Source organism: Pantoea sp. BAV 3049 (assembly GCF_009765445.1).
In the GTDB taxonomy this organism is placed as follows: Bacteria; Pseudomonadota; Gammaproteobacteria; order Enterobacterales; family Enterobacteriaceae; genus Erwinia.
Genome location: NZ_WHOY01000031.1, coordinates 2,888,977 through 2,901,866 on the forward strand (window position 1 = coordinate 2,888,977; position 12,890 = coordinate 2,901,866).

The following is a 12,890-nucleotide window of genomic DNA, read 5'->3' on the forward strand; positions in this document are numbered from 1 at the left end:
TACCAGCGTTTCTTTACTAAGTCAGATTAGACTGAGGTCAGGCCGCATTTATTACTAAATAAAGCCCCCAGCCAACCGCGACAGCCCACGCCAGCATCGGCACAGAATAGAGATGAAAATGCCACCAGATACGGCGATCTTTCGCCATGCGCAGGGCAATCAGGTTAGCCAGCGAGCCCGGCAGTAGCCCAAAGCCCCCAACATTTACCGCCCAGGCAAGCAGCGTGCTGGCGGGCAGGCTGCTGAGCAGCAGAATAGTGGCAGGCACATTACTGATCGCCTGAGATAAACCAATCGCCACCAGGAACTGCCCTCCCCCCGGCAATTGTGTCATCTGATGAAGAACGTGCTGCAGAGCGGGCAACTGTGTCAGCAGGAAGACATCAATAAACATGGCGATAAATACGACCAGCAGACTCCAGTCAATGCTCAGCAGAATACGGCGGGCCATCACCAGCAGCAGCAAAAACACCACCAGCAGACCCCAGACGGCAAAGTCCAGCTCCAGCGCAACGATAAACAACAGATAAAGCACGGCGCTGGCAATCAGTAATGGACGCTGCCAGCTTGTCTCCTGCTGATGGGAAGAGAGCTCAATCCGGCGACGGGGGAAACAGATTGCCGTCAGGATCAGCAAACTGGCGACCAGCACGGCAGCCAGCGGCAACATCTGCCAGACAAAACCGCCAAAGCCTGCTTCCCCGTGACGCCACAGCAGAATATTTTGCGGGTTCCCGATGGGAGTCAACAGCGAACCGGCGTTAACCGCCAGCGCTTCAAAGATGATCAACCGGGCAATGGGCAGTGCAGAATACTGGCGTAGCGACAACGTCAACGGCACCAGAATAAACAGCGCCACATCGTTGGTCAGAAAGGTGGACAACAGTGCGGAAGCGGCGACAAAGAACAGCGCCAGCGCCCGCTGATGGTGAAAACGCCGCACCAGCCGCCGTCCCAGTACGTCAAAGTAGCCGCTGGCTTCAATACCTTTGGTCAGCATCAGCAGACCACATAGCGTGGTCAGCGTGGGCCAGTCAACCGCGGCAGGCAGCTGCCGCAGGCTGAAGGGAACAAAGCAGGCCAGCAGCAGGCCCAGAACAACTAACAGATGCAAGAAGCGATCGTGCAGAAAAGGCCTGAGCAGCGTTGCCATGCGGACTCACAGAATGGGTTATTGTCGGCTTTCGTAAAATTTCTGGAAAATGGCCAGCGTTTCATCACTGACATGGTGCTCCAGTCCTTCTGCATCGCGGCGTGCGGTATCAGGACTGATCCCAAGCGCCAGCAGGAAGGTTTCCACAATATGGTGCCGCTTACGGCTCTCTTCAGCCAGCGCTTCACCCTCTGCAGTCAGGAAAACGCCCCGGTAAGGAACCTGCTCTACAAGCCCCCCGCCAGCCAGCCTTTTCAGCATCTTGGCGACGGTGGGTTGAGACACGCCCAGACGTGCCGCCATATCCACCTGGCGCGCTTCGCCAAACTCACGGATCAGATCGGAAATCAGCTCAACATAGTCATCAATAAGCTCACGACGATGGGCTTCCCGCACCTGACGGAAGCCTTCGACATGCTCTTCGATATCTTTCAGTGGCGCGGGCACTGCTGTTTTTGCGCGACGACTCATTCAGCTTCCTCATTATTATCACTGATGCCCGATAACGGCCGCATCAGCCTGTTGGTGCCACATTGTAAACGAAGCTCTCGACAGCTCAAAATTTCGCGCAATAGCACTGGCTACAAAAGATAGCTTGTGCTATACCTGATGATAAAACGAACGGGAGGAACGTCGGATGAACAAGCCACTTTTATTGCAGCTGCTCTGTCGCTCACCGTTTACGTTGCGGCTTCAGCTGCTGGAAATGCTGACCAGTAAGCCAGCAGAACCGTGCTCTGAGCATAAAAAAATCCGCCACTGAGGGCGGATTTTTTATTGCCAGCCGGAACCGGCAAGGCGGTGACAACTTAGAAGCTGTAACCTACGCCAGCAATCCAGGTGCCAACGTCAACGCTACGGATACGGCTCTGCTCGTAGCCCACGTCCAGTGCAACGTTTTCGATGCCTGGGTTGAACTGCATACCTGCACCGTAAGAGAAGCCAACATCGCTTGAATCAGTTTTGTTACGATCCACGCCGTTGTGCTGGAATTTACCGTAACCGATACCTACAACACCGTAGATGCTTGCCCAGTCGTTCAGACGGTAAGCAGGACCACCGGTCAGGCCGTAGTACTGGCCTTTGTTGTAAACGCCCGCTTCGGAGTCATTTTTAGCGGTATAAGTCAAAGAACCGATCCAACCCAGTGGGTTACTGCCATCTTCGTAACGGTACTTCAGGTTGAAGCCATTAGCTTTGTTCATTACGCCCTGCATATCGCTTTGTGCGTAACCGCCGGAAACAGTGCTTTGTGCCATTGCTGAACCAGCAGATACTGCCAGTACGCAAGCCAGTGCTGAAAGACATGCAATTTTTTTCATAACCACCTCAAATGTGAAAATACTTATCTCCTGACAACGCTGAAAATATAACAAAACTCAGGAAGAAACTCTGCCCCGAAATTGTTGTCCAACACAAAGTTTGGTGTAACAGGACGTTAATGAAGTTTTGCATGTCATTCTTTTTCCTTATAATTTAGGAGTTCCCTCACCTCCGTCATCAGAATGTAAAAAAATGTTCATTAAGGCTATTCTTAATTAATCCTGACGTTTCTTTACCGTTCTGGCCCTGATTTCAGCGTTTCGCTGACATTTTTTTCAGCCTTTCCACCCGCTTGACCGGGCGTTCCATTACACTGTGGGGAACTTTTTCTCACTTTGATGGACAAATAAGGCTGGTCTACAGGATGTCCTCTTCCTCTGCTACATCATCTTCACACACTCCCATCTGGCTACCCGTTTTGGTTCTGCTGATAGCCATGATCTCTATTCAGGGCGGCGCGGCGCTGGCAAAAACCCTGTTCCCGGTAGTTGGTGCGCCGGGTATTACTGCTCTGCGTCTTTCGCTGGGAACGCTGATCCTCTGCATTATCTTTAAACCCTGGCGTTTACGCTTCAGCCGTCAGCAGCTCCTGCCACTGGTGCTGTATGGCATTGCTCTGGGCGGCATGAACTACTCCTTCTATCTGGCGTTACGCACCGTCCCGTTGGGTATTGCGGTGGCGCTGGAGTTCACCGGCCCACTGGCACTGGCACTGGCCGGTTCACGCCGCCCGCTGGACTTTGTCTGGGTGCTGCTGGCGCTGTTGGGCCTGTGGATCCTGTTACCCATCGGGCAGAGTATTTCCGGTGTGGATCCTAAAGGTGCCCTGCTGGCAGTGCTGGCCGGTGCCTTCTGGGCAGTCTATATCCTTAGCGGCCAACGTGCCGGCGCTGAGCATGGCCCGGCCACCGTGGCAATGGGATCGCTGATTGCTTCGCTGATTTTTGTGCCGATAGGTCTGGCTTATGCCAGCAGCGGCATCTGGAGCCTGTCGCTGATCCCCGTCGCACTGGCCATTGCGGTGCTTTCCAGTGCGTTGCCCTACTCGCTGGAGATGGTGGCACTGACCCGTCTGCCAGCGAAAACTTTCGGCACGCTGATGAGCCTTGAACCGGCAATGGCGGCACTCTCCGGAATGTTGTTCCTGAGTGAGGAGCTGACGCTGGTGCAGTGGCTGGGCCTGCTGGCAATTATCCTGGCCTCAGCAGGGTCGACGCTGACCATGCGACCCAGAAAAAAGAAAATCGATCCGGTAAGCGAGCTGCGGGAATGATTGCCACCCTGCCCCCTCCCGGATGTCGGGTCAAACTGACAGTTGATTACCCGCGACGCCCCAGTCTATTTTCGCCCCAACCGATGGGGCGAAGTTATTTTAACTTTTGCGCCATTACACCTGTTATATTTTGGTGACATCGATGTGAAATTTCCGCTCAGAAATATCCGACAACAGATAATCATTAAAAATAACACCCCCATTTAACCTTTCCCTTTCAATAAAAAATAAGAATTATATCAGTAATTTAACTAATTAAACCTAACTGATAATCTTTATTAATCTCATTTAACTCGCTGAATATGTTCAATTAACCGGCAACTTCAACCTTAAGGTTCCGGCTATTAGACTGACAGGCAGTAACTTTCCGGCAGATTTAAAAAGCGGTGCTATACTTATTCTCGTAACTTTCAGGACAACCCCATTAAGAGGATATTAATGATGAGTACCGCTAAACTGGTAAAAACGAAATCTTCTGATCTGATTTACACCCGTAACAACGTGGCTGACGACGAGAAAAAAGCCACCATTGAGGTGCTGAATCGTCTGGTAACGGAATTCATTGATTTGTCCCTGATCACCAAGCAGGCGCACTGGAACATGCGTGGCGCTAACTTTATTGGTGTGCATGAGATGCTGGACGGTTTCCGCACCGCTATCACCGAGCATCAGGACACTATCGCTGAGCGTGTTGTTCAGCTAGGCGGCGTGGCACTGGGGACAACTCAGATCGTTAACGATAAAACGCCGTTAAAGAGCTACCCGCTGAATATCCACAGCGTTCAGGATCACCTTAAAGCACTGGCTGAACGCTATGCTGTCGTCGCCAATGACACCCGTAAAGCGATCACTGAAGTGGAAGATGAAGATACGGCGGATATTTTCACCGCTGCCTCGCGTGACCTGGATAAATTCCTGTGGTTCATCGAGTCTAACATCGAGTAACACGACGGCAGGCTTCCCCACAGCCTGCCTTTTACTGAACGGTAAAGAGCAGATGAATTTCATCTGCTCTTTTTTTACGCCTCGCCAGTTTCAGCCATTTCAGTAAAATTCAGACTCTCTTAACAATTCTCCTCCTCCCTGCTCCTTGCAGGTTGTTTTTATGTCCTTTTTTGCTACAACTGATCTGCACCACAATAAACCTCACGCCCTGTTTTGGTGCGCACTTTTGGTGCAAACCACCATCAATGACTGCTCAGGTCCGGAAAAATTGACTTAAAGTGCTGTTTTTCATATATTCCGAAAAAGTGGCATAATTTTTTCATATGGATGCTGGCATTCAATCGGGCATAGACCTTGCCTGACTGCATAAGGATAAAAAAATGAAGTCGATTGTTAAGTTTTCCCTGGCTGCGCTGACGCTGGCGTTTGCCGTCTCTTCAACTGCCGCAGAAAAAAAACTGGTTGTCGCTACTGACACCGCCTTCGTTCCTTTCGAGTTTAAACAGGGTGACAAATATGTGGGCTTCGATGTGGACCTGTGGGCCGCTATCGCTAAACAACTGAACATTGATTATACCCTGAAGCCAATGGACTTCAGCGGCATCATCCCTGCCCTGCAGACCCGTAACATCGACCTGGCGCTGGCCGGTATCACCATTACCGATGAACGTAAGAAAGCCATTGAGTTCTCCGACGGCTACTACAAAAGCGGCCTGCAGGTGATGGTCAAAGCCAGTAATGATTCGATCAAAGGGATCGACGATCTGAACGGCAAAGTGGTGGCAGTGAAGAGCGGCACCGGCTCGGTGGACTACGCTAAACAGCACATCAAGGCCAAAGACCTGCGTCAGTTCCCGAATATCGACAACGCCTATATGGAGCTGGGCACCGGCCGTGCTGATGCAGTGCTGCACGACACGCCAAACATCCTGTACTTCATTCATACGGCTGGCAAAGGCCAGTTCAAAGCGGTAGGCGACTCTCTCGAAGCTCAGCAGTACGGCATCGCCTTCCCGAAAGGCAGCGATGAGCTGCGTGAGAAAGTGAACGGCGCCCTGAAAACACTGCGTGAAAACGGGACTTATAACACGCTGTATAAAAAATGGTTCGGTACCGAACCTAAATAAGACATTTTGATTCACTTTTCGCAGGCGCACTCGCCTGCGTTTTCCACGACCCAGATAAAAATGGTTTTGAACCGGAGAAGAAATAATGCAGTTTGACTGGAGCGCCATCTGGCCATCAATTCCGGCCCTGCTTGAAGGTGCCAGACTGACCCTGTGGATTTCGGTCCTCGGGCTGGTCGGCGGTCTGATTATCGGCCTGGTGGCCGGTTTTGCCCGCGCTTACGGCGGCTGGCTGTCACGCAATATCGCCCTGGTATTTATCGAATTGATCCGCGGCACGCCAATTGTCGTGCAGGTGATGTTTATCTATTTCGCCCTGCCGATGGCCTTTAACGACCTGCGCATCGATCCGTTCAGCGCTGCGGTCGTCACCATTATGATTAACTCCGGTGCTTACATCGCGGAAATCACCCGTGGTGCCGTACTGTCAATTAACAAAGGATTTCGTGAAGCCGGTCTGGCGCTTGGCCTTTCCAGCCGTGAAACGCTGCGCTACGTGATCATGCCGCTGGCGCTGCGCCGTATGCTGCCACCGCTGGGCAACCAGTGGATCGTCAGCATCAAGGACACCTCGCTGTTTATCGTGATCGGCGTGGCCGAGCTGACTCGTCAGGGCCAGGAAATTATTGCCGGAAACTTCCGCGCGCTGGAAATCTGGAGCGCCGTGGCCGTTATCTATCTGATTATTACGCTGGTGCTGAGCTTTGTTCTGCGTCGCATTGAAAAAAGGATGAAAATCCTGTGATTGAATTTAAAAACGTCTCGAAGCATTTTGGCCAGACTCAGGTTCTGCACGACATCAATCTGACTATCACACAGGGAGAAGTGGTGGTGATTATCGGCCCTTCCGGTTCCGGTAAATCTACCCTGTTACGCTGCATCAACAAGCTGGAAGAGATCACCAGCGGCGAACTGATTGTTGACGGGCTGAAAGTAAACGATCCAAAGGTTGACGACCGTCTGATCCGTCAGGAAGCGGGCATGGTATTCCAGCAGTTCCACCTGTTTCCGCAGATGACTGCGCTGGACAACGTCGCCTTTGGCCCCATCCGCGTGCGTGGCGCGAAGAAGGAAGAAGCTCATCGTCTGGCAAAAGAGCTGTTGGGCAAAGTGGGTCTCGCCGAGCGCGCCCATCACTTCCCTTCCGAGCTGTCAGGTGGACAACAGCAGCGCGTGGCGATTGCCCGTGCGCTGGCGGTAAAGCCGAAAATGATGCTGTTCGATGAACCCACTTCTGCGCTGGACCCGGAACTGCGTCATGAAGTGCTGAAGGTGATGCAGGATCTGGCGGAAGAAGGCATGACTATGGTGATCGTGACTCACGAAGTGGGCTTCGCCAGGAAAGTGGCCTCGCGGCTGATCTTTATCGACAAGGGACGCATTGCCGAAGATGGCAACCCTGACGAGCTGATCGATAACCCGCCAAGCGCGCGCCTGCAGGAATTTTTACAGCACGTGTCGTAATCTGAAAGGGTGGACACCTGTCCGCCCTTTCTACTCGTCCTGGTCTAAAAAAAGCCCTCTTTACCCTCCACTTACACTTAGCAGACTATACTTTCTGGTCGACGCCGACTTTGCGCCGCAATGGGAGAATATGATGTTGGGAACCCTTTCACCCTGGCGTTTCGCCTTACGGTGGCTACTTTTTACGCTTTTTTTTATTTTTGCCGGACAAAGCCAGGCAGTATCGCTTCCTGCCGCGGCCGTTGCCGCTTCTCAGTCACAGTCTGCCGCAACCTCCTCCCAAAGCGGTGAACCCAGCGTTGAACAGAAAAAAGCCGCCTACGCCGCACTGGCGAATATTCTGCAAAACGATCAGTCTCGCCGAGAATTAATCGATCAGCTGCGCTCCGCCTCCGAAAGCCCCTCAACCACCAAAGCGCCAGTGTTGACGCCACCCGGTGAGGATGAAGATAAAACGGTGCTGGAAAGCGTGACCGATGTCAGCCGTCATTTTGGCGGGGAGTTTCTCACCCGGGTGGAGAAACTTCAGCGCAACATCGCTGATGCCCCGCATAAGCCTTTCAATCAAAATACCTTTTTCAACGCACTCAGCCACTTCGCGATGCTCGCTATCGCGCTGTTTGCCTTCTACTGGCTGATCAGTTGGGCAATGAGTCCAATTTATCGCCGGATGGGTCAGTGGGGACGGCAGAAAAACAGCGACCGGACTAACTGGCTGCACCTGCCTTCGGTGATCCTCGGCGCGTTTATTATCGACCTGCTGCTGCTCGGTCTGGCGCTGTTCGTCGGGCAGATCCTGAGTGATTCCCTGAATGCCGGCAGCCGCACCATCGCCTATCAGCAGGGGTTATTCCTGAATGCTTTTGCGCTGATCGAATTTTTCAAAGCCATCCTGCGGCTGATGTTCAGCCCGCGTTTTCCACAGCTGCGCTTTTTCCATTTGCCGGACGATCGCGCCGCCTACTGGAATACCCGTCTGAGCTGGCTGAGCGGCGTGATTGGCTACGGGCTGCTGGTGATTGTGCCGATTGTCTCCAACCAGGTGAATGTGCAGGTGGCTGCGCTGGTCAACGTGGTGCTGATGGGGCTGATCACCCTCTGGGCGCTGTATCTGATCTTCCACAATCGCCACAACATTCAGATCGAACTGAACCGTGTCGCCGATCGTTCAATGACCTTCTTTTCGCTGTTTATCCGCGCTTTTGCCTTGATTTGGCACTGGCTGGCCAGCGCCTATTTTATCGCGCTGTTCCTGTTCTCAATGTTCAACCCCGGCGACAGCCTTAAGTTTATGATGTCCGCCTCTGTTCGCACGCTGGCCATTATCGGCATTGGTGCGCTGATCTCCGGCATTCTGACCCGCTGGATTTCCAAGACCATCATCCTGTCCCCCGACCTGCGCCGTAACTATCCTGAGCTGCAGCAGCGGGTTAATGGCTGGATTTCGGTGATGTTGAAACTGGCAAGAACGCTGACCGTGTTTGCCGTCAGCCTGCTGCTGCTCAATGCGTGGAACCTGTTTGACCTGTGGCACTGGCTGACGGTGGGTGCAGGCGTGAAGATGGTCGATGTGATTATCCGTATCGTGATGATCCTGTTCTTCTCGGCAGTGGGCTGGACGCTGCTTGCCAGCCTGATTGAAAGCCGCCTGGCTTCCGACTCGCACGGCAGGCCAATGCCCAGCGCCAGAACCCGCACGCTGCTGACACTGTTCCGTAACGCGCTGGCGGTGGTGATCAGCACCATCACCATCATGATTTTGCTGTCGGAAATTGGGGTGAATATCGCGCCGCTGCTGGCCGGTGCCGGAGCACTGGGTCTGGCTGTGTCATTCGGTTCACAGACCCTGGTGAAGGATATTATCACCGGCATCTTCATCCAGTTTGAGAACGGCATGAATACCGGCGACCTGGTCACAATTGGCACCATTACCGGTACGGTGGAACGGATGTCGATCCGTTCGGTTGGCGTCCGCCAGGATACCGGCGCTTACCATATTATTCCGTGGTCATCGATTACCACCTTCGCCAACTTCGTGCGAGGTATCGGTTCGTTTGTCGCCAACTATGATGTTGACAGGCGTGAGGACAGCGAGCGGGTAAATGCCACTCTGCAGGCGGCCGTTGAGGAGCTGATGCAGGATAAGGATATTCGTGGAATGGTGATTGGCGAGCCCTCTTTTGCCGGGCTGGTCGGATTGACTAACCAGGGCTTTACCGTGCGGGTCTCCTTCACCACCCAGCCACTGAAGCAGTGGACCGTGCGTTTCGCGCTGGACAATATGGTGAAGAAGCACTTTGATGCTGCAGGGATCAAAGCCCCGCATCAGACGGTCCAGGTGATGCAGACCGGCACCGAAATCGACGGTGCGGCCAGCTTCCAGTCGCTGCCTGCGCCCGATTAAACGCGGGACATCTGGCGTTCACGCACCGGTTTTTCCATAAAGGTCCAGGCGATGAAGCGACTCTGCTTCTGACCCTGGGCCATTTCAACAGTGCGTACGGCAACGGCTCCGGCCTGCTCCAGCGCGCGCCAGATGTCCGGCAGGTTTTCCTTGCGTGAGACCAGCGAAGTGAACCAGATGCACTGGCGGGAAAACATCACGCTTTCGTCGATGATCCGGGCGATAAAGGCTTTTTCACCGCCTTCGCACCACAGCTCATCCCGCTGACCGCCAAAGTTAAGCGGCGCGCTTTTTGCCAGCCCGAGGTTGCGCACTTTTCGCTGGCTGCCCTGCTGTGCCTCACTGGCTGAGGCATGGAACGGTGGGTTACAGATTACTGCATGATACTGTTCGTTTTTATGGATAATGCCGCTGAAAATCGCCTGATGATCTTTCTGCCTGCGCAAACGAACGCCACGGTTCAGGCTGGGGTTAGCCGCAATAATAGCGTTGGCAGAACGCATAGCCTCTTCATTGATTTCGCTGCCGGTAAAGCGCCAGTCGTATTCGCGATTGCCGATCAGCGGATAGATGCAGTTTGCGCCACATCCGATGTCCAGCACGTTGATATTGCGCGGCACCACGGACTTATTATCTTCCGCCAGCAAATCCGCCAGATGGTGAACATAGTCGGCGCGGCCGGGCACAGGCGGGCAGAGAAAGCCATCCGGAATAGTCCAGTGTTCAATCTGGTAAAAATGGTGCAACAGCGCCTGGTTCAGCATTCTGACCGCCGCAGGATCGGCAAAGTCGACCGACTCATCGCCGTACTGATTCACAGCCACAAACTCCGCCAGAGGCGGATGGCTGGCAATAAGCGCGGGAAAGTCATAACGGCCACGATGGCGGTTGCGGGGATGAAGCTGAGTTTTTTCGGCGGTATTTTTCATATTCGGCTCTCTTGTCTGAGGCGCGTAAGATACCTTCTGTGGTAAAGATCGTAAACAATTGCCGCCTTTTTTCCCTTTGCAGACCAGCTACTATAAGGTCATTCTGCGAATTTTAAGGAGTTCTGATGACACGTTCCCGCCACTCTTATCAACCCCGTCTGGGCCACGGTCTGCCACATGACCCACTGAATGCGATCGTTGGTCCCCGGCCGATAGGCTGGATTAGCTCACAGAGTGCCAGAGGCGAGCGCAATCTGGCACCGTACAGCTTCTTTAACTGCTTCAATTATCAGCCACCGATCATTGGTTTTTCCAGTCAGGGCTGGAAAGACAGCGTGGCCAATATTGCTGAGACCGGAGAATTCGTCTGGAATCTGGCCACGCGCGAGCTGGCAGTAGCAATGAATGAGAGTTCTGCTTCGGTCCCGCACGGTGAAGATGAATTTACCCTGACGGGACTGACCGCCCTGCCCGGCACGCAGGTTAACGTCAGTATGGTGGCGGAAAGCCCGGTAAACTTCGAATGCAAGCTAACTCAGTTAATTCAGTTGCAGGGAGCAGATGGCGGCAAGATCGACCAGTGGCTGGTGCTGGGCGAAGCAGTAGCGATCCATATCGACCACGCACTGCTGGAAGAGGGCATTTACCAGACGGCCAGAGCCAACCCGATTTTGCGCGCGGGCGGCCCAAGCGCTTATTATGCTATCAGCGATGAGTTGCGGTTTGATTTGATCCGGCCGGATGCACGGAAGATTTAGTCAGGGGTGGCTCCGGGTGCAGGTGTTGCGTCTTGATGATCCCTGCGGCTTTCTCAATCTCCGGGGCCAGCCAGCGATCTTCCTGCCAGGTTGCCACCTGCGCACGCAGCAATGCCCAGGCTTCACGTGTTCCGCTTCCCGCCTTATCTGCGTCATGGAAGTCCAGCGCCTGAGCCGCGAGTAAATACTCAATCGCGAGGATCTGATAAGTATTTTCCGCCAGCTTCAGCAATTTCAGCGCCGCACTGGTTCCCATACTCAGATGATCTTCCTGCAGCGCGGAGGTCACGTAGTTGTCCAGTACCGCGGGCTGGGCCAGCTGTCGGTTTTCACCGCAGAGCGAAGCCGCCACGTACTGGGCGATCATCATGCCGGAGTTCACCCCCGGCTGCGCCACCAGAAACGCCGGAAGCCCGCTGACCAGTGGGTTGATAAGCCTGTCGAGACGACGCTCCGCCACGCTGCCAATCTCAGCCAACGCAATGGCCAGCACGTCAGCCGCCATCGCCACTGATTCACCATGCGGATTCGCCTGCGAAACCACCCGCCAGTTATCCACCGTGCCCAGCACCAGCGGATTATCCGTTGCGGCGTTGAGCTCGGTTTCGATCAGCTTCTCGGCGTGCCCGAACTGATCGCGGCAGGCGCCATGGATCTGTGGCATTGAACGCAAACTCAGCGCATCCTGGGTTCGCACGCCTTTACTCAGCGCAATAATCTCGCTGCCGTTCAGCAAATGTCGCAGCCTTTCACCCACTGTCTGCACGCTTGCGCTGCCCTTCAGGGCGAGGATCTCCGCATCGAAGGCATCCATCTGGCCGCGCAACGCTTCAAAACTCATCGCGCCGGTTACGTCTGCCCACGCCAGCAGCTGGCTGGCTTCACCCAGCGCCAGGCAGGAAAGCCCGGTCATACAGGGCGTACCGTTCACCAGGCTCAGACCGTCCTTTGCACCTAACGGACAGGGCTGCAACCCTTCAGACTCCAGCGCCACGGCAGCCGGAACACGCTCTCCACGATAGCTGACGTTGCCGATACCAATCAGCGTCAGCCCGACATGGGCCATATGCGTCAGATATCCTACCGACCCCTGCGCAGGGATTTGCGGCGTGATGCCGTGATTCAGCAGCGCCAGCAAACTTTTCACCACCTGCGGAGATATGCCAGACTTGCCGTGGCTGTAATTTGCCACTGCCGCACAGATAATGGCGCGAGCCTGGACATTATCCAGCGCAGGCCCAACGCCGCAGGCATGGCTCATTAACGTATTGCGCGACAGCTGGCTGAGCTGATCTTCTGCCAGAGTGATATTGCACAACGCGCCCAGCCCGGTATTGATGCCGTAGGCAATCTGCCCTTCCGCCACAATCAGCCTGACGATCTCCCGCGCGGCATGAATGCGCTGCCAGGCACCCTCACTGAGCTGCAACTGAGCGCCCGTTTTTGCCACCCGCACCACATCCTGCCAGCGCAGACGAGCATCGCCCCAGACTATCTGTTCTTTATCTGTCATC

At 54.3% G+C, this 12,890-nt stretch carries 13 protein-coding genes; 8 read left to right on the forward strand and 5 right to left on the reverse strand.

All coding sequences use genetic code 11. From position 1 onward, the window contains the following. Positions 1–37: 37 nt before the first annotated feature. The gene (locus tag GSQ70_RS14490) at positions 38–1,153 is read right to left on the reverse strand and encodes an SLC13 family permease (RefSeq protein WP_158783193.1); all 1,116 of its coding nucleotides are present in this window, start codon (positions 1,151–1,153) and stop codon (positions 38–40) included. An 18-nt stretch (positions 1,154–1,171) separates the two neighbouring features. Then, on the reverse strand, positions 1,172–1,624 hold the full coding sequence (gene mntR, locus GSQ70_RS14495; protein WP_158783194.1) for a manganese-binding transcriptional regulator MntR: 453 nt from the start codon (positions 1,622–1,624) through the stop codon (positions 1,172–1,174). 166 nt (positions 1,625–1,790) lie between these two features. On the opposite strand from mntR, the gene GSQ70_RS26245 reads away from it, so the two are divergent. Then, on the forward strand, positions 1,791–1,916 hold the full coding sequence (locus tag GSQ70_RS26245; protein WP_255455415.1) for a hypothetical protein: 126 nt from the start codon (positions 1,791–1,793) through the stop codon (positions 1,914–1,916). A gap of 46 nt (positions 1,917–1,962) precedes the next feature. Here GSQ70_RS26245 and ompX read toward each other — a convergent pair whose 3' ends face one another. Continuing rightward, the gene (gene ompX / locus GSQ70_RS14500) at positions 1,963–2,475 is read right to left on the reverse strand and encodes an outer membrane protein OmpX (RefSeq protein ID WP_158783195.1); all 513 of its coding nucleotides are present in this window, start codon (positions 2,473–2,475) and stop codon (positions 1,963–1,965) included. Between the two features lie 365 nt (positions 2,476–2,840). Between ompX and rhtA the strand changes: the two genes are divergently transcribed. The 6 genes from rhtA to ybiO all read left to right on the forward strand — a co-directional run bounded on the left by rhtA (position 2,841) and on the right by ybiO (position 9,689). Further along, positions 2,841–3,749 (forward strand): threonine/homoserine exporter RhtA, encoded by a 909-nt coding sequence (rhtA, locus tag GSQ70_RS14505; protein ID WP_158783196.1) that lies wholly within the window; start codon positions 2,841–2,843, stop codon positions 3,747–3,749. Between the two features lie 441 nt (positions 3,750–4,190). Next, a complete protein-coding gene (dps, locus tag GSQ70_RS14510; RefSeq protein WP_158785322.1) occupies positions 4,191–4,694 on the forward strand; it encodes a DNA starvation/stationary phase protection protein Dps in 504 nt (167 codons plus the stop codon). A 380-nt stretch (positions 4,695–5,074) separates the two neighbouring features. Then, positions 5,075–5,821 carry a glutamine ABC transporter substrate-binding protein GlnH gene (gene glnH / locus GSQ70_RS14515; protein WP_158783197.1) on the forward strand — a complete coding sequence of 249 codons (747 nt, stop codon included), beginning with the start codon at positions 5,075–5,077 and terminating at the stop codon, positions 5,819–5,821. 85 nt (positions 5,822–5,906) lie between these two features. Continuing rightward, a complete protein-coding gene (gene glnP, locus GSQ70_RS14520; RefSeq protein WP_158783198.1) occupies positions 5,907–6,566 on the forward strand; it encodes a glutamine ABC transporter permease GlnP in 660 nt (219 codons plus the stop codon). Continuing rightward, complete coding sequence (glnQ, locus tag GSQ70_RS14525) at positions 6,563–7,285, forward strand: glutamine ABC transporter ATP-binding protein GlnQ (RefSeq protein ID WP_158783199.1); 723 nt, start codon at positions 6,563–6,565, stop codon at positions 7,283–7,285. The genes glnP and glnQ overlap by 4 nt, the downstream gene beginning before the upstream one ends. A 133-nt stretch (positions 7,286–7,418) precedes the next feature. Next, entirely contained in the window at positions 7,419–9,689 is a 2,271-nt protein-coding gene (gene ybiO, locus GSQ70_RS14530; protein ID WP_158785323.1) for a mechanosensitive channel protein, read from the forward strand. Here ybiO and rlmF read toward each other — a convergent pair. After that, entirely contained in the window at positions 9,686–10,618 is a 933-nt protein-coding gene (rlmF, locus tag GSQ70_RS14535) for a 23S rRNA (adenine(1618)-N(6))-methyltransferase RlmF (protein WP_158783200.1), read from the reverse strand. The genes ybiO and rlmF overlap by 4 nt on opposite strands. Before the next feature lie 125 nt (positions 10,619–10,743). Here rlmF and GSQ70_RS14540 point away from each other — a divergent pair, with 125 nt between their 5' ends. Beyond that, the gene (locus GSQ70_RS14540; RefSeq protein ID WP_158783201.1) at positions 10,744–11,376 is read left to right on the forward strand and encodes a flavin reductase family protein; all 633 of its coding nucleotides are present in this window, start codon (positions 10,744–10,746) and stop codon (positions 11,374–11,376) included. Here the strand turns inward: GSQ70_RS14540 and hutH are convergent. Next, positions 11,324–12,889, reverse strand: a complete 1,566-nt coding sequence (gene hutH, locus GSQ70_RS14545; protein WP_158783202.1) for a histidine ammonia-lyase — start codon at positions 12,887–12,889, stop codon at positions 11,324–11,326. The two genes, GSQ70_RS14540 and hutH, sit on opposite strands and share 53 nt — an antisense overlap. Position 12,890: the final 1 nt, after the last annotated feature.